Raw genomic sequence first — 25,971 nt, 5'->3', positions numbered from 1 at the left:
TTTTTTTTCACCGGCAGGCCGTCCTTGGTCACCGCCCCCTCCTCCAGCAGCTTCTGGGCCGCCGAGCGGGTGAGCTCGGGCAGCATCCGGGCCAGAAACTGGTCGGCCCGCTCCCCCGCCCGGTCGGCGGTGAGGTGCAGGGGGGTCATGCTTTTTCCTCCTTGCCCTGGAAGAGCAGGAAGTAGACGCAGAAGGCGATGCCGCCGCAAACGATGCAGATATCGGCCACGTTGAAGATGGGGAAGCTCATAAACAGGGTTTGGAACATATCGGTGACGTAGCCCAGGAAAACCCGGTCGATGAGGTTGCCCACCGCCCCGGCCAGCACCACCGCCAGGGAGACCATGGCAAAGGGGTGGGGGAATACCCGCTTCAGCAGCAGGACCAGCAGCAGTATGGAGGCCGCCGCCGACACCAGAGCTAAAATCCAGGTGTGTTCGGTGAGGATGGAGAAGGCCGCCCCGGTGTTCTTCCAGAAGGTGAGCTGGAGCACGTGAGGCAGAAAGGGGACGCTACCGCCCTCGGGGATGTTGAGACGCACCAGCACCTTGACCAGCTGGTCCAGCCCCACCAGGACGGCGGCGAGGATGACGTAGAGCATAGGGTAGGGCTCCTTTTTCACAAAGTCCCCTTTATTCTACCACGACCCGGTCCATTGGGCAAGCCCCGAAGGGCGGCCGTTCCCCGGGGGGTACATCCAATAGGGGGGCCCGCAGGCCCCCCTGATTGGTCGTTTCAAGGGGGATGGGTGTCGGGAAGGGGGGAAATCGAAATCCCCCCTTCCCGACTGGCCTTTGCCTACTTTCGGCCAGACGAAAGTAGGCCCCCGGAGGGTCAATCCTCTCCGGGGACGGGGATCTCCCCATGCTCTTTTTCATATTGTTCCAGATAGGACTCCACGGCGATGCACAGCTGCATGTTGATGGAGCGTCTGCCCTCTTTGGCAAGCGCACGAATTTTATCCATGTGCGGTTTTTCCAGGCGCAGCGGATATGGATTGGACTGAACAGACATAAACCGTCACTCCTAATGACTCTAATAGATGCTTTCATCATATCTTGTGTCAATTACCCGCACAATAGTTCTAATAGATACAAAAAGATATTGACTATTTGTATCTAAATGATATGATATAGATACAAAAGGAGTGGATGGTATGGCACAAAAACAGAACACCTGCACCATTTCCATTCAGGTTTCCCCGGAAATAAAAGAAAAATCCGCCTGGCTGGCCAGACAGTCCTGCCGCAGCCTGTCCGCCTATGTGCGCCAGCTGCTGGTGGTTCAAATCCGAACGTTTGAGGGAGAACACGGCCCCATTCCAAAGGAAAAAACCGGTGTGACGCATCCGTAGGGCCGGATGCCCATATCCGCCCGCCGGTTCGTGGAGCAAATACGTTACGGAGGGGTGTCCCGGAGGTGGTCATGCCTCCGGCGGCCCACTTTCGACTGGCCGAAAGTGGGCAAAGGCCAATTAAGGCGGGGGATTTCGATTTCCCCCGCCTTAATGATCCACCCCTTAAAACGACCAAAGAGAGGGAACCGCGGTTCCCCCTCTTTGGAATCTTCCCCAGGCTGTTCTGCCGCAAGGTTACCGGCGGCAGGGCCTTACTTCGTAACGGCCCCGCCGCTCGTCCGCAGGAGGCGGCCGTAACCTTCCTCCCTCAGGGGGGAAGGTGGCTGGCCGCAGGCCAGACGGATGAGGGGGCCCGGCGTACCGTTTCCCATCCCGTTACGACGGGCGCCCCCAGGTGCCCCCACGAAATCCTCACGCGCAATCAAAAAAGGACGCCGCAACTGCGGCGTCCTTTTTTGACAATATGGGTTATTCCCCGACAACGGCGGCGCAGCGGGGGCACAGCTCGGCATGATGGCCGTCGGTGCCGATGTGCTCGTTGTGGTTCCAGCAGCGGGGGCACTTGGGGGCCTCGGACAGCTTGACGGCGATGGTGCAGGGGATGAGACAATCCTCGTTCTTCTCGCCCTCTACGGTCTCAGTGGTGACGGTGACCTTGGAGACGATGCACAGGGTAGCCAGATCCTCGGCGGCCAGGGCGGCGGCGTCCTCAGCGGACACGGAGATGGTGACCTCGGTGTCCTGGGCCTTCTTGAACACGCCGGCGCTGCGGGCGTTCTCCAGGGCCTTGTTGACAGCGTCCCGCAGGCTGACCAGCCTGTTCCAGCGCTCCTGGGCGGCCTCGTCCAAGGTGAAGGCGGCGTTGTCGGCGGGCATGTCGTTGAGCAGCACGCTCTCGGCGTCCACGCCCTTGGCGTGGCGCATGGCGTGCCAGATCTCGTCGGAGGTGAAGGCCAGGATGGGGGCGATGAGCCGGGTCATGCCGTCCAGGATGTGGTACAGGGCGGTCTGGGCGGAGCGGCGCTCTTCCTCGCCGCCGCAGTACAGGCGGTCCTTGATGATGTCCAGGTAGAAGTTGGACATATCCACCACGCAGAAGTTGTACACAGCGCGATAGACGCCGTGGAACTCGTACTTGTCATAGGCGACCCGGGCGGCCTTCACCAGCTCGTTGAAGGAGGACAGGGCGAACCGGTCCAGATCCATCAGCTCCTCCACCGGCACCAGGTTGGTATCGGGATCAAAGTCGCACAGGTTGCCCAGCATGTAGCGGGCGGTGTTGCGGATCTTCAGGTAGGCCTGGGAGAGCTGCTTCATAATGTCCTTGGAAATGCGCATGTCCTGGGTATAGTCGGCGGAGGCCACCCACAGCCGGAGCATGTCGGCGCCGTACTCCTTGATGACCTCGTCGGGAGAGACGGCGTTGCCCAGGGACTTGTGCATGGCCTTGCCCTCGCCGTCCACGGTCCAGCCGTGGGTGGCGATCTGGTGGTAGGGAGCCACGCCGTTGACGGCGATGGAGGTCAGCATGGAGGACTGGAACCAGCCGCGGTACTGGTCGCCGCCCTCCAGGTACAGGTCGGCGGGATACTTCAGGTAGGGACGCTCGGCAGCCACGGCGGCCCAGGTGGAGCCGGAGTCGAACCACACGTCCATGATGTCGGACTCCTTGGAGAAGTGGGCCTTGCCGCACTTGGGGCACACGAAGCCCTCGGGCAGCAGGTCCTTGGGCTCACGGTCGAACCACACGTTGGAGCCGTGCTCCCGGAAGAGAGCGGCCACATGGGCGATGGTCTCGGGGGTGACGATGTCGGCGCCGCAGTCGTCGCAGTAGAAGATGGGGATGGGCACGCCCCACACGCGCTGACGGCTGATGCACCAGTCGGAGCGCTCGGAGATCATGGAGATCATCCGCTCCTTGCCCCAGCCGGGGTGCCACTGGATGTCGTCGCAGGCCTTGACGGCGGTGTCCTTGATGGCGTCCACGGAGCAGAACCACTGCTCGGTGGCACGGTAGATGATGGGGTTCTTGCAGCGCCAGCAGTGGGGGTAGGAGTGGGTGATGTTCTCCTTGGCCACCAGGAAGCCTTCCTTCTCCAGGTCCTCCACCACCATGTCGTTGCCCTTGGCGTAGAACTGGCCGTTGTAGCGGCTGTCGGTCATAACGCCCTTGGCGTTGACGGGCACGGGCACCCCGATGTTGGTCAGGCCGGCCTTGTCGTACTGCTGGCAGATCTGGAAGTCCTCGGCGCCGAAGCCGGGGGCGGTGTGGACGCAGCCGGAGCCGGCGTCCAGGGTGACATGCTCGCCGTTGAGGATGACGGACTCCCGGTCGAACAGGGGGTGGGTGGCGGTCATCAGCTCAAACTCAGAGCCCTTCAGCTCGGCCAGCACCTTGCAGGCCTCATAGTCGATGTGGGCGGCCTTGCACACGCTCTCCGCCAGATCCTTGGCCAGCACGTACACGTCGCCGTTAGGCACCTGGAGCAGCACGTAGTCGAACTCGGCGTTGAGGCAGATGGCAAAGTTGCCGGGGATGGTCCAGGGGGTGGTGGTCCAGATCACGAAGTAGGTCTTGGACAGGTCGGTGTACTGGCCCAGCTTGCCCTTGTCGTCCCGGACGGGGAACTTGACAAAGATGGTGGTACAGGGGTCGTCGGCGTACTCGATCTCGGCCTCGGCCAGGGCGGTCTGGTCGGCGGGGCACCAGTACACCGGCTTCATGCCCTTGTAGATCAGGCCCTTCTCGGCCATTTTGCCAAAGACCTCGATCTGCCTGGCCTCGAACTCAGGCAGCAGGGTGATATAGGGGTTGTCCCACTCGCCCAGCACGCCCAGGCGCTTGAACTGCTCGGTCATCTTGGCAATATAGCCCTCGGCGTATTCCCGGCACTTGGTGCGGAACTGAGCGGTGGTCATCTCGTCCCGGCGTACCTTCTTGTCCTTCAGAACGGCGGACTCGATGGGCAGGCCGTGGGTGTCCCAGCCGGGCACATAGGGGGCGTAGTGGCCGGTCATGTTCTTGTGCTTGACGATGATGTCCTTGAGGATCTTGTTCAGGGCGGTGCCGATGTGGATGTTGCCGTTGGCGTAGGGGGGGCCGTCATGGAGGACATAGCTGGGCTTGCCCTCGTTGCGCTTGACCATTTTGTTGTACAGGTCGTGGTCGTACATCTCCTGGAGCATGTCCGGCTCCCGTTTGGGCAGTCCAGCCCGCATGGGGAAGTCGGTCTGGGGCAGGTGGACGGTCTGGTTGTAATCCATGGGTGGTTCTCCTTTTTATTTTGAAATCAATAGAAAACGATGGGATAGACCTTCCCCCTCAAGGGGAAGGTGGCCCACAGGGCCGGATGAGGGGGCGTGGTAAAACAGAACAAACAAAAAGCGCCCCTGTCTCCCAAGAGACAAAGGCGCACACCTCTGCGGTACCACTCTCGTTGTCCCGGGCAGACCGGGACCCCTCAATAGCCGGTAACGGGGCCAGCCGTGCCCGCCTACTGTGGGTTCAGCGGGCCGCTCCGGGGTGATCTTCGCCAGCCGCCCTGACCGCCTCGCACCGATCGGCGGCTCTCTGGGCAGGGGTGGGATGGCTACTCGTCCCCGTCACAGCATTTTGCGTATGAAAAACACTGGGAGACGCCGGTTCCGGCGTCTCCCAGTATCTTACCTGTTCCAAAGGCTCCTGTCAAGGGGGGTCAGCGGATTTCGTAATCCTTCCCAGGTCAGCGGATTTCGTAATCCTTCCCAAACTGGAGGTTGGAGAAATCAATACGCCGGGTGGGCTCGGACAGCACCGGATCCTCTTCCGCGGGCTGGGGCTTCGGCTGGGGCTCGGGCTCACTCTTGTTGCTCAGCTCCATCAGCTCGGCATACAGGCTGGAGGACTCTTCCGAGGGCTGGGCGGGGGCGTTCTCGGCCTCCTCGGACTGGATCAGCTTTTCCACGTTCTCCTCGATGGCCCGGGCGGTATCCCCCACCGGGTCGGCGGAGACGGGGACGGCGGGCGCGGTCAGCTTGGACAGGCCGGTGAGATAGTCCATCTCGTGCTGATAGAGCTCCTTCAGCTTGTCCACGTAGGAAGCGGTGGCCTGCTGGGCGGCGGCCAGGCGCAGCTCCTCGTCCCGGACGGACTGCTGGAGCTGGGCCATACGGGATTTGGCGTCGGCCTCGGCGTTCTGCATCAGCTGATCCCGCTTGCTCTCGGCCTCGGCCACCATGTCGTCGGCCATCTTCTGGGCGGTCATCAGGGCCTTGCGCATGGCGTCCTCGGTGGAGCGGTACTCCTCCACCTTGTCCACCAACACCTTCATCTTGGCCTTCAGGGTGGCGTTTTCCTTGTAGAGGGAGGTATAGTCCGCCGTCAGGATATCCAGAAATTCGTCCACCATTGTCATGTTGTATCCGTTGAATGCCTTGGTAAAGGCGTGTTCAGAGACTTCCTGCGGTGTCAGCATATGTTATTCCCCCGATTTGTATATATCTTTTCCAGTATGACGGGCGGTCCGGGAGGCCCGCCCCTACGTCGTGTAGGGGGCGGCATCCCCGACGCCCCGGTTGCCGTCAGAAATACAGCCCGTTGTTCTCCAGTTCGTCGATGAGATCGCCCAGAATGTCCGCCCCACCCGATGCCGGGCATCGTGCGGGGACCCCGGGATTTGATCTGCACGGGCGAAGTGAATTCGCCCGGCATCAAGGTTTTGGCTCCGCCAAAACGCTTGGGACGCCGGACTCCCGGCGAAACAACGTGGACGGTGCTCTTCTGAACGTACTTTTAGAAATACAGCCCGTTGTTTTCCAGTTCGTCGATGAGATCGCCCAGGATGTCCGCCCCACCCGATGCTGTGCATCGTGCGGGGGCCCCGGTTTTATATCTGCGCGGGCGAAGTGAATTCGCCCGGCATCAAGGTTTTTGCTGCGCAAAAACGCTTGAACGGCGTAACCGCCGCCCCGCCTGCGGCGGGGCCCGGTGGCCATGTTAGAAATACAGGCCGTTGTTCTCCAGCTCGTCGATGAGATCGCCCAGGATATCTACGTTGTAGGGCGTGATGATGTAAGTAGAGATGGCCACCTTCTTGATCTTGCCCTCGTTGGCGTAGGCCACGCCGGACAGGAAATCCAGCAGGCGGCGGGCGATATCCTTGTTGGTGGATTCCAGATTGAGGACCACGGTGCGTTTCTCGCGCAGGTGGTCGGCGATCTCACTGGCGTTCTCAAACCGCTCGGGCTTTACCAGCACCACCTGGAGCTGGGTGGTGGTGTGGATGTTGACCACCTTGTTGCTGCGGCGCTCGCTGTCGGCGGAATAGAAGCTGCCGGTGGATTCCTGGGTGGATTGGCTCTTGACGGCCTTGCGCTCGATCCGGTCGCCGCCGGTGCGGTCCATCCGCTCGCTGCGGGAGACGGGCTCAAACTCGTCCTCGTACTCGTCCTCTACTGCCTCGTCCTCGTAGGGGCGGGCCAGCCGCCGCAGTTCGTCAAACAATCCCATAATCGGTACCTCCTGCACAACTTCAAATATGATGGATGGGCGGGCGGGGGCCAAACAGCGCGGTGCCCACCCGGACCAAAGTGGCGCCCTCCCGAACGGCGTCCTGATAATCGCCGCTCATTCCCATGGAAAGACAGTCAATGATGGTATCATTATCCGACATCTTGGTGCTTATGTCAACATAAAGCTGGCGCATTTTTGCAAAAAATGGCCGGTTGCCCTGAGGACCCTCAGCCACCGGGGGGATGGCCATCAGGCCCCGCAGACGCACATTGGGGCAGGCGGCGGCCTTTCTGGCCAGCTCCAGCACCTCCGACGGAGCAACTCCGCTCTTGGAGTCCTCGTCCCCGATGTTCACCTCCAGCAGGATGTCCTGCACCAGGTCCAGCTTGGCTGCCTGGGCCTGAATGGCCTCCAGCAGATGGGCGGAGCCCACCGACTCGATCAGGTCCACCCGGCCCACCACCTGGCGTACCTTGTTGGTCTGGAGGTGACCGATAAAGTGGAGGGCGGCCCCGGCGTAGGCGTCGTCGTCCAGATGGGCGGTCATCTCCTGCACCCGGTTTTCCCCGCACACGGTGATGCCGGCGGCGATGGCCTGACGGATGGTGTCCGAGGTCTGGACCTTGGTGGCGGCCACCAGGGTGATTTCGGATGGATCCCGCCCCACCTCTTTTGCGGCGGCGGCAATGTTGGCTTTGACCTGAGCAATATTCTCTGCCAGAGACATGGAAAGCACCTCCAAAAAATACACACAGACTAGGCGGTTGGGACGGCAGGTCAGTTGATGACCTTGCCGTCGTACAGCTCGCCGGAGGAAATAATGATCTGATCGCCCGACCGCAGGGCTTTTTTAGACTGGGACGCGGCCGTGCCGGTGACCGGGGTGACCAGGAGGTAGTTTTCCTCCTCTGCCACCACCTCCACCTGTTTGAGCTCAGCCTGCTGACCCACCAGGGCGTAGACGCAGGTGATGCTCACGGTGGACTCCTCTCCGGTCTCCTCATCGGTGACCGTTTTCTGCTCCACCCGCAGGGCCTCCTTGGGCACCCGGATGCCGTTGACCGAGTCAAAGACCAGCTCCACTGTCTGGCGGCGGAGGAGGGTGGTGTCCGACAGGAACTTATCGGTGGACAGCACCGCCAGCACCTGGCCGTCCTCCGCCGCGCCCAGCCGCTCCACCGTCATGTCCACCTCCCCGGACCAGTCCCGGGAGAAACGGACGGTGATGGTGCGGCCCTCCACCAGCCGGCCGGCGTCCTCCTCTGTCAGGGGACAGACGAAGTACCAGCTGGAGTCGGTGATGAGCTTGCCGATGGCGGCGGTGTTTTCCGACAAGGCTTGTCTCTCCAGCTGGCGGAACTGGGCCAGGGTCATGGTGTCCAGGGACGCCGGGGTGAGCACGGCCTCATACCCGTCCACCAGGCCGGAGAAGGTCCCCGGCTGGGGGGCGGTGACCCGGCTGGTGCTCTGGGAGGCCTGGAGGGTCAGGGCCTCGATCTGGGCGTTGACGCTGTCCAGGGAGGCCTGGAGGGTGGCGGCGGTATCCGTCCCATCCTCCAGGTTATAGCTGCGCTTGTAGATCAGGCTCTTCAGCTCCAGGGCCTGCCGCTCCAGTCCGGTCAGATCCCCGGAGGCCGCCGCCCCCCGGAGGGAGGCCATGGCGTCTGCCACCTGGTTGCTGAGCTGGACCGACTCGCCTCCGCCGCCGCCCAGGGTGGACAGGGCGTACTCCAGCTGCTCCTTCTCCAGGTTGAGCTGCTCCAGGGTCTCCCGCTGGGAGATACCAGCCTCGCTCTGGTAGAGCAGGGCCACGGTGCCTCCCTGGCTCACCTTTTCTCCCTCGTCCGGCAGCATCTCCACAGTGCCCCCCACGCCGGTGAGCACCAGCTCGTCCCGTACCACAAAGCCGGTGGCCTCCACGCTGTCGTCCACCGTATAGGAATAGGCCACCACCGTGGGGTAGAGGACCCGGAACTGACTCCAGGCGCTCATTCCCAGGGTGATGAGCACAGCGGCCAGCACCAGCAGCATGATGATACGGGCGGTCAGGTTGCCTTGTTTCATAGGTTCTCCTTTGTCAGTCGGCACGCTCCTCCCGCTCCAGAGAAATGGCCCGCTCGGGCACGATGGTGGAGATGGCGTGCTTGTAAATGACCTGCTGCCTGTCCCCTGTCATAAGTACCACTACAAAGGCGTCGTACCCCACGATCTGGCCCTTGAGCTGGTAGCCGTTCATAAGAAAGGCGGTAACATTGGCCCGGGTCCGCCGGGCCCGAAGCAGAAAGAGGTCTTGCAGGTTGGGTGTCTTTTGCATGCGGATGCACTCCTTTTTCTCTGAGATGCATCCAATATATACCAAATCCGGGGCGGCTTTGGTCGAATCCCGGAGAAGGAATTACATTTCCCGGGACAAGCCTATGCAGGGGAGATGAGGTTCAGATCTGTAGGGGCGGCCTGTGGCCGCCCGCCGGTGATTGTCCGGCCCTGTGGGGCGCGACGACCCCGGCGCGCCATTCCGCTGCCCCCTGCCCCGTCCTTACGCTCTCCCGAACCGCTTTTCAATCTGCTGGCGGGTCAATTCTATCGCCACCGGGCGGCCATGGGGGCAGTACTTGACCGTACCGGCCATCACGGCCTCCGCTACCTTCCGTAGCTCAGCCTCCCCGTTTTTCTGCCCCCCCTTGATGGCCGCCTTGCAGGCCATGGTGTGGAGCAGGGCGTCCCGGGCGGCCTCCGGATCGGCGGTACCGCAGGTGAGCAGCTTACCCGCCAGCTCCAGCAGCAGGTCGGGGATGGCCCCCGCCGCCACGTCGTCGGGGGCGGTGCGGACGATGAGGGCCCCGCCGCCGAAGTCCTCCGCCTCAAACCCGAACCGCTCCAGCAGGGGGAGCCGGGCCAGCAGGGCGGCCCCCTCCTCCGCCGGGGGGGTGAACACCACCGGGGTAAGCAGGGTCTGGACCATGGGCCGGTACCCCGCCGCCTTCAGCCGGTCGAAGTTCATCCGCTCATGGGCGGCGTGCTTGTCAATGAGGAGCACCTTGTCCCCCTGCTCTACAATGATGTAGGTGTTGAGCACCTCTCCCGCCAGTCGCCAGGGGATTTCCTCCGGGACCGGATCGGCGGAGGCGGGGTTGCACGGGCCGTCGGGGACGCCGGCCTCTACGGGCGAGACGGAAGGCTGCCCCTCCGTAGGGGCGGGTCCCAGACCCGCCCGTGGGTGCAGGGGGGCGGATTGGTCGGGCTTGTTCGGCCCCGCCGTAGGGGCGGCCTGTGGCCGCCCGCCGTCCGCCGGGAGCGGGGGAGATTGGGCCGGACGGTGTCCGGCCCCTACGGGCGAAGCGGAGAGCTGCTCCTCCGTGGGGGCGGGTCTCAGACCCGCCCGTGGGTGCAGGGGCTCGGATCGGTCGGGCTTGTCCGGCCCCTCCGTAGGGGCGCACAGTGTGTGCCCGGCGCGTTCCGGGAACAGGGCGGCTTGAGTCGTCTGGCGTCCGGCCCCTGGAGCGGTAAAATCGTGGAGGGGCAACGACCCGCCGCCCCTGTCCGCCGCTTTGCGGAACTGCTCTGCCGTCATGGTCCGGAAGGCGGTCTGATTGGGGGTGACGGTATCCGCCTGCCGGATCGCCCGCCGGGGGGGCTCCTCACCCAGGGCGGCGGGCCGGGAGCGGTCGGCCTCCAGAGTGGACTTGACCGCGTAATACACCGCGTCAAACACCTTTTTCTCGCTGCCGAACTTCACCTCCTGCTTGGTGGGGTGGACATTCACGTCCACGGCGTTGAGCCTGGTGGTGAGGTGGAGGACGCAGCCGGGAAACTTGCCCACCATCTTCTGGTTGGCGTAGGCCTCCTCCAGGGCGGCCATCATGGTGCGGCTTTTCACATACCGCCCGTTGACGAAGAAGTGCTGATAGCCCCGGCTGCCCCGGCAGCAGGTGGGCAGGGACACGAAGCCGGACACGCTCATGTCCTCTCCGGAGCCCCGTACCGGGGTGAAGCCCAGGGCCAGGTCCCGGCCCAGCACGGCGTACAGGGCGGACTTCAGCTGGCCGTCTCCGGGGGTGAGCAGTTCCTGCCTGCCGTCCCGGAGGAATTTCACGCTGACCTCCGGGTGGGACAGAGCCACCCGCTGGGCCATGGCGAAGCAGGCCGCCCCCTCGTAGGCGTCCTTTTTCATAAACTTCAGCCGGGCGGGGGTATTGTAGAACAGGTCCTTCACCACCATGGTGGTGCCCTGGGGACAGCCGGCCTCCTCGTGGTCCACCACCAGCCCACCCTCCAGGGAGAGAGCGGTGCCCAGCTCCTCCCGGTTGGTGCGGGTGAGCAACTGGATGCGGGAGACGGCGGAGATGGCGGCCAGGGCCTCCCCCCGGAAGCCCAGAGTGCCGATGGCCTCCAGATCGTACTCGGTGCGCAGCTTGCTGGTGGCGTGACGGAGGAAGGCGGTCTCCGCTTCCCCGGCGGCAATGCCGCAGCCGTTGTCGGTGACCCGGATGAGGGTCATGCCCCCGTGCTGGATCTCCACCGTCAGCTTGTCCGCTCCGGCGTCGATGGCGTTTTCCATCAGCTCCTTCACCACGGAGGCGGGCCGCTCCACCACCTCGCCGGCGGCGATCAGGTCGGCTACGTGGGGGTCAAGTTGTTGGATATGGGGCATGGGAGCACCTGCTTTCAAAGTGTAGGGGCGGGGCTCTGTCCCCACCCGTTGGAGCTTGTCTGACGGGACGCCCCCTCATCCGTCTGGCCTTCGGCCAGCCACCTTCCCCCCAGAGGGGGAAGGTTTTCCGGCCAAACAGCAGGGGGGCTTACCACCGGCCCAGGGCCAACATAAGGTGGACCCCGTTGAGGACCATATGGAGGAAGATAGGGCTCCAGATGGAGCCCCCCCGGTCGTAGCACCAGGTGAGGGCCAGGGACATGGGCAGATACTGGAGCATCACCAGCAGATACCGGGGGTCAACCCCGCCATAGCCGAACACGAACTGCCACACACAGTACAAAGCGTATATCAGAGTGGACAGCACGTAAGCCAGGACCCGGCTATAGCGCCGGACGGTGCCGAAGAGCAGCCCCCGGAACAGGGGCTCCTCCACCAGGGGCATGAGCACCACCAGCACCAGCAGGGTGGAGGCCGGGTCCAGCAGGTACTGCTGGGGATAGCTGTACAGATTGGGGTTTTCCACCGGCAGGGGGATGAGCATGGTCAGGCTGTGGAGGGCTACCGCTCCTACCAGGCCGGTAAAGAAGGCGAAGAGATTTTCCGGCAACCAGTCCAGCAGCAGGATAAACCCGTTTTTCAGAAAGGACCACAGCACCAGAAAGGTAAGGACGCCGATCAGCAGATAGTATACCACGTTGGCGTGGGCTACCGGGAACTCGCCCTCATAGGAACGCTGTACCCAGCCCATGAGCCAGGGAAAGAAAAAGACGTACAGGGCAAAAAACACCCACCCCCGGCAGAGCTCGGCCCGTTTGAGCTGGGGCTGCCAGATGCGGCGTTGCGGGGTTGGCATGGAGGTTCCTCCTTCGCGCGAGAAAAATAGAAGATCAGTGAGGGAGTCTGGTTGGCTGGGCCATTGGGACCGGCGGCCCCCTCACACCAGCTTTTTCAACTCAAATAACAAATTCATGGCCTCAATGGGGGTGAGAGTGTTCAGATCCGCCAGCCGCAGCCGCCGGGCCACCTCGTTGCCCCCCATATCCAGCAGGGAGACCTGGTCCGCCGCCGGCTTTTCCACCGGCCCGGGGGCCTGGATGCCCCCGGCCTCCAGCTCGGCCAGGATCTGCCTGGCCCGGGCGATGACCTTATCGGGCACCCCGGCCAGCTTGGCCACCTCGATGCCGTAGCTCTGGTCGGCGCCCCCCCGGACGATCTTCCGCAAAAAGAGGATGTCGTCCTTTTTCTTCTTGGCGGCGATGTTGTAGTTCTCCACCCCGGGGATGACTCCCTCCAGGGCGGTGATTTCGTGGTAGTGGGTGGCGAAAAGGGTCTTGGCCCCCAGCTTTTTCTTGTCGGCGCAGTATTCCAGCACCGCCCGGGCGATAGACATACCGTCGTAGGTGGAGGTGCCCCGGCCGATCTCGTCCAGGATGAGCAGGCTCTTGCTGGTGGCGTTTTTCAGCAGCTCCGCCACCTCGGTCATCTCCACCATAAAGGTGGACTGGCCGGCGGCCAGATCATCGCTGGCCCCGATCCGGGTAAACACCCGGTCCACCACCCCGATGCGGGCGGATCTGGCGGGGACAAAGGAGCCCATCTGAGCCATCAGGACAATGAGGGTCACCTGGCGCATATAGGTGGACTTGCCCGCCATGTTGGGGCCGGTGATGATGGCCACGGTGTGGGCCCTGCCGTCCATATGGGTATCGTTTGGGACAAAGAGACTGTCCCTGAGCATCTTTTCCACCACCGGGTGGCGGCCCTCGGTGATTTCGATGGCGTCGGACAGATCTACCTCCGGCCGGCAGTAGCCGTTTTCGGCGGCCACGGTGGCAAAGGAGGCCAGCACGTCCACCTGGGCCACAGCGGCGGCGGAACGCTGGATCTCTCCAACCAGGGCGGCGGCCTTTTCCCGCAGGTCACAGAACAGGTTGAACTCCAGGGCGGTGATCTTGTCCTGGGCCGAAAGGATCTCGTGCTCCAGGTCCTTCAGCTCCTGGGTGATGTAGCGCTCGCAGTTCACCAGAGTCTGCTTGCGGATGTAGTCCTCGGGCACCTGGTCATAATAGGACTTGGAGACCTCAATGTAATAGCCGAATACCTTGTTGTAGCCTACCTTCAGGCTCTTGATGCCGGTGCGCTCCTTTTCCCGGGCCTCCACCCCCGCCACCAGGTCCTTGCCGCCGGTGAGGATGTCCCGCAGCCGGTCCACCTCGGCGTCGTAGCCCGGCCGGATGAAGCCGCCCTCCCGGACGGAGAAGGGGGGCTCGTCCACGATGGCCCGGCTGATGAGGGCCCGCAGGTCGGGCAGGTCGTCCAGCTCCCCGGTGAGGGAGGTCAGCAGGGCGGAGGAACAGGGGGAGAGCAGCTCCCGCAGCCGGGGGAGCTTCCCCAGACCGGCGGACAGAGCCACCAGATCCCGCCCACCGGCAGTGCCATAGACGATGCGGCCGATGAGCCGCTCCAGATCGGTGACCGCCCGCAGGGTGCTCACCACCTCGTCCCGGGTGAGGGAGTCCGTCACCAGGTCCTCCACCGCACCCAGCCGGCGGGTGATGGCCACCGGAGACAGCAGGGGCCGCTGGAGCCAGGCGCGGATGAGCCGGCGGCCCATGGGGGTGCGGGTCTTGTCCAGCACCCACAGCAGGGAGCCCTTTTTCTCCTGGGACCGGAGGGTCTCGGTGAGCTCCAGGTTCCGCCGGGCGGTAAGGTCCAGCTCCATGAACTGCCCCCCGGCGTACCAGGTCAGGACGGACAGGTGGGACAGGTCGGTCTTTTGGGTCTCGTACAGGTAGGACAGCAGGCCACCCACCGCCTGGAGGGCGTGGTCGTCCCCCTGGGGCAGCTGCTCCAGCCCGGCGGAAAACTGGTCCTCCGCCGCCTGCCGGGCGGCGTCCGGCCGGAACCGGGCCTCTCCCCCGTTTTCGCACCGGCAGTTCAGCCGGTGGGTGAGGAAGTCCAGCAGCTGCTGGTCGCTGTAGGCCCCATCGGACAGCACCGCCTCCCGGGGGGCAAACCGGCCCAGCTCGTTGTACAGGTGCTCCTCCTCTACCCCGGAGAAGGAGGCTGCCCCCACCTGGCCGGTGGAGATGTCGCAGAAGCACAGCCCCCAACCGGCGGAGTCGGCGTACAGGGCGCAGATATAGTTGTTGCGGCCCTCCTCCAGCATGGAGTCGGTCATGACGGTGCCGGGAGTGATGATGCGGATGATGTCCCGGTCCACCAGCCCCTTGGCCGCCGCCGGGTCCTCCATCTGCTCACAGATGGCCACCTTGTAGCCCTTGTTGATGAGCCGGGCGATGTAGGAGTCCGCGCTGTGATAGGGCACGCCGCACATGGGGGTGCGCTGGTCCTCCGGCTTGCCCCGGTCCCGGCTGGTGAGGGTGAGGTCCAGCTCAGAGGACACCAGCTTGGCGTCCTCATTGAACATCTCATAGAAATCCCCCAGACGGAAAAACAGGATGCAGTCCGGGTGGAGCTCCTTCATTTTCAAATATTGTCGCATCATGGGGGTGGTGGCTGGCGGCATGGTGTTTCTCCTGTTCTATGTTGGTGTATAGTAGCGGTCCAGCTCCCATTTTTGGGGATTCTGGTCGATATAGGTCCAAATGCAAAGAAAATCGGTTTCCTCCCGGACAATGTGGTCGTGGTAGCCCCGCTGCCAGAGACGGGCGGCGTCCAGCCCCTGTTCTTTGGCCAGAACCACGGCCCGGGATTTGATGGCGCCCACCACCCCGCCAACCGGCGTAGGGGCGACCCTTGTGGTCGCCCGGTTTACCGTCAGCAGCAGGTGGACGTGGTTGGGCATGATGACCCAATGCTCCAACTGTATTTTGTGCTGTCTGATTACATATCGAATGGCTTGGGATACACATTCGCCCAGGGGCGTGAGGTCCAGGAGCGGGCGACCACAAGGGTCGCCCCTACGAATGGTAGAGAGCAGGCAGCGGTGGTTGGTGGTACAAAACGTGAGGAAATAGGTCCCTCCGGAGGAATAATCCCAGGTTTTGAGGTGGAGGCTTTTGCGTGTGGGATGGTCGGGCATAGGGTGTCCTCTTTTACGCCACAGGCTCCCCCATCAAAGACCACTTGTTGGCCCCGGTGATGTGCACGTCCACGAACTGCCCGATGAGGGCGTCCGCTCCGGTCAGCCGCACCAGCCGGTTGCCGGGGGTGCGGGCGGTGAGGCCCTTGTCGTCCTTGCCGTCCACCAGGCAGCGGACGGTTTTCCCGATATAGGCCTTGTGCTTTTCCTCGGAGATCTGGTCCTGCCGCTCCACCAGCCGCTGGAACCAGGCGGCCTTCTCCTCCTTGGAGACGGGGTCGTCCATCTGGGCGGCGGGGGTGCCCACCCGGGGGGAGTAGATAAAGGTGAACAGGGCGTCAAAGCGCACCTGGTCCAGCAGGGTCATGGTCTGCTCAAAGTCCTCAGCGGTTTCCCCGGGAAATCCCACGATCACGTCGGAGGTGATGACCACGTCGGGGATGGCCTCCCGCAGCCGGCGGACCTTGTCCAGGTAGCCCGCCCGGTCGTACACCCGATTCATGGCCTTGAGCACCCGGTCGCTGCCCGCCTGGAAGGGCAGGTGGAAGCAGGGGGCGATTTTGGGGGAGGCGGCCATGGTGTCAAAGAGCTTCTGGGAGGCGTCCTTGGGGTGACTGGTCATGAAGCGCAGCAGGAAGTCCCCGTCAATTTCCGAGGCCGCCTTCAGCAGGTCGGCAAAATCCATAGGCTCGTCCAAATCCTTGCCGTAGGAGTTGACGTTCTGGCCCAGCAGGGTGATGTCTTTGTACCCCTCGGCCACCAGGCCCCGGATTTCCTCCAGAATGATCTCCGGCTGGCGGGACCGCTCCCGGCCCCGGACGTAGGGCACGATACAGTAGGTGCAGAAGTTGTTGCAGCCGTACATAATGGACACCCAGGCCTTCACTCCCTCCTGGCGGACCAGGGGAATGCCCTCGGCAATGGAGCCGGGCTCGTCGGCAATGTCGAAAATACGGCCCCGGCGGGTGACCAGCCGGTGGAAGAGCTCGGGGAACCGCCACAGGGCGTGTGGCCCGAACACCAGGTCCACCTGGCGGTAGCTCTCCTTGATCTTCTGGGCCCGGTGGGGCTCCTGGGCCATGCAGCCGCACACACAGATGAGCTGGCCGGGTTTGGCCCGCTTGGTGTGGACCAGGGCCCCCACGTTGCCCAGCACCCGCATCTCGGCATGCTCCCGGATGGCGCAGGTGTTGATGACGATGACGTCGGCCTCCGCCTCATTTTGGGTAAAGTCATAACCCATCTCGTGGAGATAGCCCCGGATGCGCTCCGAGTCGGCCTCGTTCTGCTGGCAGCCGTAGGTGTCCACAAAGGCCAGGGGGGGCGTGGGCCGGGCGGCGTTGCGCTCGGCGATCTTATGGCAGAACTCCCGCTGGCGCTCCACGTCGGCGGGGGAGATCCTGGTGGTCTGTCGGTTCAAGGCGGTTCCTCCAAACATAGTGTTTCAACGATAAATGATATCACTTTTCCCGGGAAAACACAAGGCCCGTCCCTTTTCATTGACGGCAAAGAAGGGGCAGTATATAATGGGAAAATAACGGGCGGAAAGGCGGGGAGCGCCATGAAAACGCTGGTCATCGAGCGGGACGCGCTGAAAAACAACATTTCAGTGGTGAAGGAGCGGGCCGGAGGGGCCGTGATCTACGGTGTGCTCACCGGGGACGGCCAGGGGGCCGGCACCGTGGAGCTGGCCCGGGCCCTGCGGTCCCAGGGCATCGGCCGGTTCGCTGTGTCCGAGGTGTCCGAGGCCGCCGCCCTGCGGAAGGCGGGCTTTGTGGAGGAGGAGATCCTCATGCTCCGCTGTACCGTGGACCGGGAGGAACTGGAACAGCTGCTGGATCTGAACGTGATCTGTACTGTGGGCTCCCAGGACAGCGGCATGGCGCTCAACGGAGTGGCGGAGGCCCGCTCCACCGTGGCGGAAGCCCACATCCAGGTGGATACCGGCATGGGCTTCGGAGGGTTCCTGGCGTCTGAACCGGAAAAGCTGTTGTCCACCTTCCGCAATTTGCCCAATATCGCCGTGTCTGGCGTGTGTACCCAACTGTATACCAAAAGCCGGAAGGGCAGGGCCTTGTCCGCCCAGCTGGCCGAGTTCAACCAGGTGGTGGCGGCGATCCACGCCGCCGGATTTGAGACGGGCACCGTCCACGCCGCCGGGTCTTACGTGCTCATGCACCACCCCGCCGCCCGGCTGGGCGGCGTCCGGGCGGGGACCGTCCTCATGGGCCGGTGCCGCCGGGTGCGGGGGGACGGCCTGCGTCGGGTGGGCTACGGCGAGGTGACCGTGGAGGAGACCCGCTGGGTGCCCAAAGGCCACATCGTGGGAGGCAACACCCCCGGGCCGGTGAAGCAGGATACCAGGGTTGCGGTGCTGCCGGTGGGCTATCAGAACGGCTTTGGCATGGCCAGACCCTGGGCGGGAGGCTTTTTTGCCGCCCTGCGCCGGTGGCTGGCCCAGCGGCAGATCACGGTCCGCATCAACGGCCAGAAGGCCAGGGTCATCGGCGGCGTGGGGGCCATCGAGACCATTGTGGATGTCACCGAGCTGAAGTGCGCCGCCGGGGACAAGGCGGTGTTTGATATCGACCCCATCTTTGCCAAGGGATTTGTCCGGGAGTACCGGTAGCCGGTATGGCAGTGTTCCGTAGGGGCGGTCTTTGACCGCCCGCGGGCGACCACAGGTCGCCCCTACACCCATCCCGCAACTCACCACAAGAAAGGAATTATTGTTTATGCGAGCGGTTGTGACCAGAGTGAAAAACGCCTCCGTCACCATTGACGGCAAGGTGAACGGAGAGATCGGCCAGGGCTTTCTGGTGCTGCTGGGGGTGGCCCCCACCGACACCGAGGCTCAGGCGGTGAAGATGGCCGACAAGGTGTGCGGCCTGCGGATCTTTGAAGACGAGAACGAAAAAATGAACCTGAACCTGGCGGCGGTGGGGGGATCCCTGCTGGTGGTGAGCCAGTTCACCCTGTACGCCGACACCAAATCCCGCCGCCCCGGCTTCACCGGAGCCGCCAAGCCGGACGTGGCCATCCCTCTGTACGAGAAATTCATGGCGGAATGTACCGCCAAGGGCTTTGACGTGCAGCACGGCGAATTTGGGGCCGATATGCAGGTGTACAGCCAGAACGACGGCCCGGTGACCATCTGGCTGGACACCGATACCATGTGAGAAAGAGGTGCGAATTATGAGGATCCGAGTTTTGCAGGTGGGCCCCATCGGTACCAACTGTTATCTGCTGGAGGACGAACACACCAACACCGCAGCCGTCATCGACCCCGGCGACGAGGCGGGCCGTATTCTGGACGTGGCCCATGGGGATGGGGTGGAGATCAAGCTGATCCTGCTGACCCACGCCCACTTTGACCACACCAGCGGGGTGCCGGAGCTCCACAGGGCCCTGCCCGACGTGCCTGTCTACCTCCACCCCGACGACGCCGCCCTGCTGGGTAACCAGGTGTACCCCGGCCTGGGCTGTACTCCTGTCCTGTACAAGAACGGAGACACCCTTGCCCTGGGCGAACTTACCATTGAGGTGCTCCACACCCCCGGCCACACCCCCGGCGGGGTTACCCTGAAGGTGGAGGACGCCCTGTTTACCGGGGACACCCTCTTCCAGGGCTCCATGGGCCGCACTGACCTGCCCGGCGGGTCCTATGAGACCATCATGGCCTCCCTGGCCCGGCTGGGACGGCTGGAGGGGGACTACAAGGTGCTCCCCGGCCATATGGGTGGCTCCACCCTGGAAAAGGAGCGGCAGGGCAACTACTATATGCGGGAGGCCCTGGGGCAGTAAGCCGGTCCCCGTTTATTTCCCCGGAAAGGATTTTCCGCTATGAAGCTGTACTTGAACGGCCACGATTACAAATACGCTACCGAGCAAATGTTACTGACCCTCTTCCCCGGTCAGCGCCCCCAGTATCCGGAGGAGGAGCCGGAGCCGGGGGAGGACGCCCTCACCCTGTCTCTCAGCCGGGGGAGGGCCTGGGCCACCGCCACGGCAAAGCTGTGTTACGGCGGACAGGCATACAAAGCCAGCCGCCGGTGTAAACTGGAAGAGCTCACCGATCCCCTCACCACCGACCGGGCCCTCCAACGGATTTTGAAGCTGGCTTTTTACGACGCCGGGGTGGCCGCCCGAGGGAGTGAGCCCCCCTGGGGGGCCCTCACCGGGGTGCGCCCTGTGAAGATCCCCACCAAGGCCATTCTGGCCGGGGCCACCCCCGCCCAGGCAGAACGGGTGCTACAGCACACCTACCACGTCACCCCTCTCCGGCGGCGGCTGGCCATGGACTGTGCCCAGGCCAGTCTGGACGCCCTGGCTGCTTTGCATCCGGGGGAGGTTTCCCTTTACGTGGGTATCCCCTTCTGTCCCACCCGGTGCGCCTACTGCTCCTTTGTGTCCGCCGACGTGGGCAGGGCCCTCAAGCTCATCGAACCCTTTTTGGAGGCCCTTTCCCGGGAAATCCGGGCCACCGGCAAGGTGCTGGAGGAGACCGGCCTGAAAGTGCGCGCCATTTACTTTGGAGGCGGCACCCCCACCACCCTGTCCGCCTCCCAGCTGGACCGGCTCATGGGAGAGCTGGCCGATCAGCTGGATCTGTCGGCCTGCACCGAGTACACCGTGGAGGCCGGACGGCCGGACACCATTACCCGGGAAAAGCTGGCGGTGCTGGCCCGGCGGGGATGTGACCGGGTATCGGTAAACCCCCAGTCCATGGAGGACCACGTGCTGGCCGCCATGGGCCGGGCCCACCGGGGGGCGGATATCCTGGCCGCTTATCAACTGGTCCGGGACAGCGGTATCGGCTGCGTCAACATGGATCTGATCGCCGGCCTGCCCGCCGATACGGTGGACGGCTTCCGGTCCTCCCTGGACCAGGTGCTGGAGCTGGGCCCGGAGAACATCACCGTCCACACCCTGGCTCTGAAAAAGGGCTCCAGGCTGATGGAGGAAAACGCTGCCATCCCCTCCGGAGAGGAGGTGGCCGCTATGCTGGACTATGCCTGGGCTGCCCTCCGGCAGGCGGGGCAGCGGCCCTACTACCTGTACCGGCAGAAGTATATGTCTGGCTCCTTTGAGAACGTGGGCTGGAGTTTGCCGGGCTATGAAAACCTGTACAACATTTGCATGATGGAGGAGCTCCACACTATCCTGTCCCTGGGCGGCGGGGGGATCACCAAGCTGGTGGATCACAAGGCCGGACGCATCGTGCGCATCGCCAACCCCAAGTACCCCAAGGAGTATCTGGACAAGATCGACGCCGTCTGCGCCGGAAAGGAGCAGGTGGCTCTGTTCACGGCCCACAGTAAGGAGGAATGACCGTGCCCTATCAGCTGCAAGACATCAACCGCGGCCTGCGGACCGATCCGGCGGGCTACCTGGCCCGGTGTGACCACGCCTATCAGGGGCGGATCGAGGCCGCCGTGGACCAGATCCTGGCGCGGATGAAGGACAGTCCCATCGTACTGCTGTCCGGCCCTTCCGGCTCGGGCAAGACCACTACCGCCATGAAGCTGGAGCAGGAGCTGGAGCGCCGGGGGGTGAACTCCCACACCATCTCCATGGACAATTACTACAAGACCCTGAACCGAAAGACTGCCCCCCGTACCCCCGAGGGGGATATTGACTACGAGTCCCCCAAGCTGCTGGACCTGGACCTGCTGGACGAGACCTTCACCCGCCTGTCCCGGGGGGATTGGGTGGTGGTGCCCAAGTATGAGTTCGCCCGGCAGATGCGCAACGACAGCCGGGGCACCTTTTTGAAGCTGGACAAAAACGAGATCGCCATTTTCGAGGGCATCCATGCCCTCAACGACGATATCGCCGGCCGCCACCCCGAGGCCACCGGCCTGTACATCTCCGCCCGCTCCAACGTGCTGGAGGGGGAGGAAATGCGGTTCAAGGCCACCTGGATGCGGATCTCCCGCCGGGCGGTGCGGGATTATAATTTCCGGGGCACAGACCTTTTGGAAACGCTGCTCATGTGGTATAATGTGCGCCGGGGCGAAAAAACCTACATCTCTCCCTTTAAAAACCGGGCGAATATCGTCATCGACTCCTCCCTGCCCTATGAGCCGTCGGTGTTTGCCCACTATGCCGCCGCCCTGGGGGAGGCGGTGGACCAGATCCCCCGGGACAATCCCCGCCATCAGGAATTTCATGATCTGGTGGACGCATTCCGGTACTTTGAGCCGGTGGACCTGGACCTGGTGCCCCCCGAGTCCCTGATCCGGGAGTTCATCGGCGGGGGGAGCTATAGCTATTGAGGGGACGGCATCCTGGCCGATCACGGCGGGCGGCTGATAGCCGCCCCTGCAGAGGATGCCCGGGGCTGTCCGTAGGGGCGGTCTTTGACCGCCCGCGGGCGACCACAGGTCGCCCCTACGGGTCGATCTGCAAGTCAAATGAGGAATGGCGGGGGCTTGTCCCCCGCCCGCTCCCCATCCCAATCTCTGGTAAAAACATAGGAAAGAAGGAAAACTACCATGTCAGAATGTACCCACAACTGCTCCACCTGCGGCGAGAGCTGCGGGGAGCGCACCGCGCCCCAGGATCTCCACGAGCCCGCCAACGGCCTGTCCTCCATCGGCAAGGTCATCGCCGTGGTCAGTGGCAAGGGGGGCGTGGGCAAGAGCCTTGTGACCTCATCCCTGGCGGTGGCCATGCGCCGGATGGGCAAGAAGGTGGCCGTGCTGGACGCCGACATCACCGGCCCCTCCATCCCCGCCGCCTTCGGCGTCCACACCCGGGCTGAGGGCAGCGAGCTGGGCATCTACCCCGCCCAGACCCGCACCGGCATTGAGATCATGAGCCTCAATCTGCTTACCGAGCACGAGACCGATCCGGTGGTGTGGCGGGGCCCTGTCATCGCCGGCACCGTCAAGCAGTTCTGGACCGACGTGATCTGGGGGGACGTGGACTATATGTTCGTGGATATGCCCCCCGGCACCGGCGACGTGCCCCTGACCGTGTTCCAGTCCCTGCCGGTGGACGGCATCGTGGTGGTCACCTCTCCCCAGGACCTGGTGAGCATGATCGTCACCAAGGCGGTGAAGATGGCCGAGCTGATGCATATTCCCGTGCTGGGTCTGGTGGAGAACTATTCCTACTTCCAGTGCCCCGACTGTGGCAAGCGCCACGCCATCTTTGGGGAGAGCCACATCGAGCAGGTGGCCGACGGTCTGGGCCTGAAGGTGCTGGCCCGGCTGCCCATTGATCCCGCTGTGGCCGCCGCCTGCGACGCGGGCAAGATCGAGGATCTGGAGCCCAACTATCTTGCCGACGTGGCCAAGGCCCTGGCGGAGTGAGGAGATCCAAACCAATCCTTCACAAAAGATTCATATTTGGTTCAAAACGGGTTCACAGGAAGCGAGTAGGATAACACCGTGGTCAACAAAGACCACCCTCTCTTTCCTCTCTTTTTCAGATCTTGGAAACACAGGCCCGCAACAGGCGGCGGGCCTGTGTTTCTGCGTTTATCCCAAAGGAGGACAAGCTCATGCCGTCCAGACTGAAAAAACGCCGCCGCTCTCCCCTGCTCCCTCTGCTGCTGGTCCTGGTGCTGCTGTGCGGCGGGGCCGTCGCCTGGCATCTGTTGGCCGCCCCGGCGGCGGAAGACACCGCCGGCCTGCCCGACTGGGTGGAGGAAAAGCTCCTTCCGGTCAACCAGTACTCCCGGCCGGGAGATCCCCTGGAGCAGGTCAACGGGGTGGTGGTCCACTATGTTGGCAACCCGGGCACCACAGCGGCTCAGAACAACAGCTATTTCAAAAACCTGGCTGAGACCGGGGAGACGTACGCCTCCAGTCATTTCCTCATTGGTTTGGATGGAGAGGTGCTCCTCAATGTCCCCCTGGAGGAGATCGCCTACTGCACCGGCCCCCGGAATTACGACACCATCTCCATCGAGTGCTGCCACCCCGACGACACCGGGGAATTCACCCAGGCCACCTATGACTCCCTGGTGAAGCTGGTGCAGTGGCTCATGGACAAGTACGATCTGGACGCCACTCAGGTCATCCGCCATTATGACGTCACAGGCAAGGAGTGCCCCCGGTACTATGTGCGCAATCCGGAGGCCTGGACAGATTTTCTGGCGGATCTGGGATAATAGTCCGGTTTATAGGACAGCTCTTCTGGTATCCTGTACCCAACGATACAGGAAAGGAGCGCAGCCCTATGGAATTTGAGTTTCGCTATGTCAACGGTCACATCGAGGTATACGACGCCGCCGGACGATTCCGGTTCTCCGCCGACTCCCAGGGGGAGGCGCTGGCCGAGCTGGAGGACCAGGCGGCATAACAGAAAGGGACCTGCCCCGGCAGGTCCCTTTCTTGACACTTTAGGCCCCTTTAGGGTAATATAATATAATACGAGCGCCGGCCTGGGGGCCGGCAGTTTTACGATATGAGGAGAGGCCCATGGCAAAGAGTACGTCCCAAAAAGGCTACGGCAACGAATCTATTTCCTCCCTCAAGGGAGCGGACCGGGTGCGCAAACGCCCGGCGGTGATCTTTGGCTCCGACGGGCTGGAGGGCTGCCAGCACGCGGTGTTCGAGATCCTGTCCAACGCCATCGACGAGGCCAGAGAGGGCCACGGCAATCTCATCACCCTCACTCGGTACGCGGACAAGTCCATTGAGGTAGAGGACTTTGGGCGGGGCTGCCCGGTGGACTGGAACGAGAAGGAGCAGAAGTACAACTGGGAGCTGGTGTTTTGCGAGTTGTACGCCGGCGGCAAGTACAACAACAATTCCGGGGACAACTACGAGTACTCCCTGGGTCTCAACGGCCTGGGCTCCTGCGCCACCCAGTACGCCAGCGCCTGGTTTGACGCGGTGATCCACCGGGACGGGTACGAGTATACCCTCCACTTTGAAAAGGGAGAAAATGTGGGCGGCCTGAAAAAGGAGCCCTACAGCGGCAAAAAAACCGGCTCCAAATTCCGTTGGCTCCCCGACCTGGAGGTATTTACCGACATCGATATCCCGGAGGCCTTTTACCTGGATGTGCTCAAACGGCAGGCGGTGGTCAACGCCGGTATTACCTTCCGGTTCCGCAACCAGGTGGGGGGCAAGTTTGAGACCACTGATTTCAAGTATGAAAACGGCATCGAGGACTATGTGAAGGAGCTGGCGGGGGAAAATCCCCTGACCCAGCCGGTGTTCTGGCAGACCGAGCGGCGGGGCCGGGATCGGGCGGATAAGGATGAGTACAAGGTCAAGCTGAGCGTGTCCTTCTGCTTCTCCAATACGGTGCAGGTCATTGAGCACTACCACAACTCCTCCTGGCTGGAGCACGGGGGCTCCCCGGAGAAGGCGGTGAAATCGGCCTTCGTCAATGGCATCGACGCCTTTCTGAAGGCTCAGGGCAAGTACCAGAAGAGTGAGAGCAAGGTCACCTGGGCCGACGTGGAGGACTGTCTGGTGCTGGTGAGCAACAACTTCTCCACCCAGACCTCCTATGAGAACCAGACCAAGAAGGCCATCACCAACAAGTTCGTCCAGGAGGCCATGACGGAATTTTTGCGGGCTCAGCTGGAGGTCTATTTTATCGAAAACCCCTTCGACGCCGCCAAGATCTCCGAGCAGGTGCTCATCAACAAGCGATCCCGGGAGAACGCCGAGCGCACCCGGCTGAACATCAAGAAGAAGCTGTCGGGCAATGTGGACATCTCCAACCGGGTGCAGAAGTTCGTGGACTGCCGCACCAAGGATACCACCCGCCGGGAGCTCTACATCGTGGAGGGCGACTCGGCCCTGGGCAGTGTGAAGCTGAGCCGGGACGCGGAGTTCCAGGGTATCATGCCGGTGCGGGGCAAAATTTTGAACTGTCTGAAGGCGGACTATGCCAAGATCTTCAAAAGTGAGATCATCACCGACCTTTTGAAGGTGCTGGGCTGCGGGGTGGAGGTCCACGACAAGCACGCCAAGGACCTGGCGGAGTTCGATCTCATGAACCTGCGCTGGAACAAGATCGTCATCTGTACCGACGCCGACGTGGACGGGTTTCAGATCCGCACCCTGATTTTGACCATGCTCTACCGCCTCACCCCCACCCTCATCCAGCGGGGCTATGTGTATATTGCCGAGTCCCCCCTGTACGAGATCAACTATAAGGAAAAGACCTGGTTTGCCTACTCCGACGCCGAGAAAAACGACATCGTCAACGGGGAGCTGGCGGGGAAGAAGTGTTCCATCAACCGCTCCAAGGGTCTGGGCGAGAACGAGCCGGACATGATGTGGCTCACCACCATGAACCCGGAGACCCGGCGGCTCATTAAGGTCATGCCCGAGGATGTGGCCAACACCGCTGCTGTGTTTGACCTGCTCCTGGGAGACAACCTCCAGGGCCGGAAGGACCATATCGCCGAAAACGGGTACAAATACCTGGAACTGGCGGATATTTCGTAA

General features: G+C 63.0%; 24 protein-coding genes and 1 other annotated feature. Of the genes, 10 read left to right on the top strand and 14 right to left on the bottom strand.

What is annotated here, in order from left to right; all coding sequences use genetic code 11:
• The 3 genes from H6B51_RS18075 to H6B51_RS18070 form a co-directional block, all read right to left on the bottom strand.
• Window positions 1-149 (bottom strand): S4 domain-containing protein (locus tag H6B51_RS18075; RefSeq protein WP_275967511.1); only part of this gene is annotated, 149 nt, incomplete at its 3' end.
• Window positions 146-601 (bottom strand): signal peptidase II, encoded by a 456-nt coding sequence (gene lspA, locus H6B51_RS07190; RefSeq protein ID WP_204883033.1) that lies wholly within the window; start codon window positions 599-601, stop codon window positions 146-148. The genes H6B51_RS18075 and lspA, both read right to left, overlap by 4 nt.
• Window positions 602-834: 233 nt before the next feature.
• Window positions 835-966 (bottom strand): hypothetical protein, encoded by a 132-nt coding sequence (locus H6B51_RS18070; RefSeq protein WP_275967509.1) that lies wholly within the window; start codon window positions 964-966, stop codon window positions 835-837.
• Between the two features lie 190 nt (window positions 967-1,156).
• Between H6B51_RS18070 and H6B51_RS07185 the strand changes: the two genes are divergently transcribed.
• The gene (locus tag H6B51_RS07185) at window positions 1,157-1,354 is read left to right on the top strand and encodes a hypothetical protein (protein WP_204883032.1); all 198 of its coding nucleotides are present in this window, start codon (window positions 1,157-1,159) and stop codon (window positions 1,352-1,354) included.
• A 471-nt stretch (window positions 1,355-1,825) separates the two neighbouring features.
• On the opposite strand, the gene ileS is transcribed toward H6B51_RS07185, so the two are convergent.
• From ileS to miaB, 11 genes are all read right to left on the bottom strand, one after another.
• Window positions 1,826-4,621 carry an isoleucine--tRNA ligase gene (gene ileS / locus H6B51_RS07180; RefSeq protein ID WP_204883031.1) on the bottom strand — a complete coding sequence of 932 codons (2,796 nt, stop codon included), beginning with the start codon at window positions 4,619-4,621 and terminating at the stop codon, window positions 1,826-1,828.
• Between the two features lie 133 nt (window positions 4,622-4,754).
• Window positions 4,755-4,973 (bottom strand) — a binding site (T-box leader).
• A gap of 106 nt (window positions 4,974-5,079) precedes the next feature.
• Window positions 5,080-5,811, bottom strand: coding sequence for a DivIVA domain-containing protein (locus H6B51_RS07175; protein ID WP_204883030.1), 732 nt, complete (start codon window positions 5,809-5,811; stop codon window positions 5,080-5,082).
• A gap of 521 nt (window positions 5,812-6,332) precedes the next feature.
• Window positions 6,333-6,845 carry a cell division protein SepF gene (locus H6B51_RS07170; RefSeq protein WP_204883029.1) on the bottom strand — a complete coding sequence of 171 codons (513 nt, stop codon included), beginning with the start codon at window positions 6,843-6,845 and terminating at the stop codon, window positions 6,333-6,335.
• 22 nt (window positions 6,846-6,867) lie between these two features.
• Window positions 6,868-7,575 carry a YggS family pyridoxal phosphate-dependent enzyme gene (locus tag H6B51_RS07165; RefSeq protein ID WP_204883028.1) on the bottom strand — a complete coding sequence of 236 codons (708 nt, stop codon included), beginning with the start codon at window positions 7,573-7,575 and terminating at the stop codon, window positions 6,868-6,870.
• Window positions 7,576-7,625: 50 nt separating this feature from the next.
• On the bottom strand, window positions 7,626-8,912 hold the full coding sequence (locus H6B51_RS07160) for a biotin/lipoyl attachment domain-containing protein (protein WP_204883027.1): 1,287 nt from the start codon (window positions 8,910-8,912) through the stop codon (window positions 7,626-7,628).
• Window positions 8,913-8,925: 13 nt separating this feature from the next.
• A complete protein-coding gene (gene hfq / locus H6B51_RS07155; protein WP_204883026.1) occupies window positions 8,926-9,162 on the bottom strand; it encodes an RNA chaperone Hfq in 237 nt (78 codons plus the stop codon).
• Window positions 9,163-9,384: 222 nt separating this feature from the next.
• Window positions 9,385-11,499, bottom strand: coding sequence for a DNA mismatch repair endonuclease MutL (mutL, locus tag H6B51_RS07150; protein ID WP_204883025.1), 2,115 nt, complete (start codon window positions 11,497-11,499; stop codon window positions 9,385-9,387).
• A 148-nt stretch (window positions 11,500-11,647) separates the two neighbouring features.
• Window positions 11,648-12,355 carry a CPBP family intramembrane glutamic endopeptidase gene (locus tag H6B51_RS18065; RefSeq protein ID WP_204883024.1) on the bottom strand — a complete coding sequence of 236 codons (708 nt, stop codon included), beginning with the start codon at window positions 12,353-12,355 and terminating at the stop codon, window positions 11,648-11,650.
• A gap of 81 nt (window positions 12,356-12,436) precedes the next feature.
• Entirely contained in the window at window positions 12,437-15,031 is a 2,595-nt protein-coding gene (gene mutS, locus H6B51_RS07140; RefSeq protein ID WP_204883023.1) for a DNA mismatch repair protein MutS, read from the bottom strand.
• A 15-nt stretch (window positions 15,032-15,046) separates the two neighbouring features.
• Entirely contained in the window at window positions 15,047-15,547 is a 501-nt protein-coding gene (locus H6B51_RS07135) for a transposase (protein ID WP_204883022.1), read from the bottom strand.
• A 13-nt stretch (window positions 15,548-15,560) separates the two neighbouring features.
• Window positions 15,561-16,967 (bottom strand): tRNA (N6-isopentenyl adenosine(37)-C2)-methylthiotransferase MiaB, encoded by a 1,407-nt coding sequence (gene miaB, locus H6B51_RS07130; protein ID WP_204883021.1) that lies wholly within the window; start codon window positions 16,965-16,967, stop codon window positions 15,561-15,563.
• 141 nt (window positions 16,968-17,108) lie between these two features.
• Between miaB and H6B51_RS07125 the strand changes: the two genes are divergently transcribed.
• The 9 genes from H6B51_RS07125 to H6B51_RS07090 all read left to right on the top strand — a co-directional run bounded on the left by H6B51_RS07125 (window position 17,109) and on the right by H6B51_RS07090 (window position 25,971).
• Window positions 17,109-18,176, top strand: coding sequence for an alanine racemase (locus H6B51_RS07125; RefSeq protein WP_204883020.1), 1,068 nt, complete (start codon window positions 17,109-17,111; stop codon window positions 18,174-18,176).
• Between the two features lie 106 nt (window positions 18,177-18,282).
• Window positions 18,283-18,726 carry a D-aminoacyl-tRNA deacylase gene (gene dtd, locus H6B51_RS07120; protein ID WP_204883019.1) on the top strand — a complete coding sequence of 148 codons (444 nt, stop codon included), beginning with the start codon at window positions 18,283-18,285 and terminating at the stop codon, window positions 18,724-18,726.
• A 16-nt stretch (window positions 18,727-18,742) separates the two neighbouring features.
• Entirely contained in the window at window positions 18,743-19,351 is a 609-nt protein-coding gene (locus H6B51_RS07115; RefSeq protein ID WP_204883018.1) for an MBL fold metallo-hydrolase, read from the top strand.
• Between the two features lie 39 nt (window positions 19,352-19,390).
• Entirely contained in the window at window positions 19,391-20,878 is a 1,488-nt protein-coding gene (gene hemZ, locus H6B51_RS07110; RefSeq protein ID WP_204883017.1) for a coproporphyrinogen dehydrogenase HemZ, read from the top strand.
• Complete coding sequence (locus tag H6B51_RS07105; protein WP_207753873.1) at window positions 20,875-21,825, top strand: uridine kinase family protein; 951 nt, start codon at window positions 20,875-20,877, stop codon at window positions 21,823-21,825. The genes hemZ and H6B51_RS07105 overlap by 4 nt, the downstream gene beginning before the upstream one ends.
• Before the next feature lie 219 nt (window positions 21,826-22,044).
• Entirely contained in the window at window positions 22,045-22,866 is an 822-nt protein-coding gene (locus H6B51_RS07100; RefSeq protein WP_204883015.1) for an Mrp/NBP35 family ATP-binding protein, read from the top strand.
• A gap of 191 nt (window positions 22,867-23,057) precedes the next feature.
• Entirely contained in the window at window positions 23,058-23,669 is a 612-nt protein-coding gene (locus H6B51_RS07095) for a peptidoglycan recognition protein family protein (protein WP_204883014.1), read from the top strand.
• Between the two features lie 68 nt (window positions 23,670-23,737).
• Window positions 23,738-23,860: a hypothetical protein gene (locus H6B51_RS18060; protein ID WP_275967508.1), complete on the top strand. Its 123-nt coding sequence runs from the start codon at window positions 23,738-23,740 to the stop codon at window positions 23,858-23,860.
• A 119-nt stretch (window positions 23,861-23,979) separates the two neighbouring features.
• Complete coding sequence (locus H6B51_RS07090) at window positions 23,980-25,971, top strand: DNA gyrase/topoisomerase IV subunit B (RefSeq protein ID WP_204883013.1); 1,992 nt, start codon at window positions 23,980-23,982, stop codon at window positions 25,969-25,971.

This window comes from Pseudoflavonifractor phocaeensis, from assembly GCF_016901955.1.
Lineage (GTDB): Bacteria > Bacillota > Clostridia > Oscillospirales > Oscillospiraceae > Flavonifractor > Flavonifractor phocaeensis_A.
This window is presented reverse-complemented; position numbering and strand designations above follow the sequence as displayed.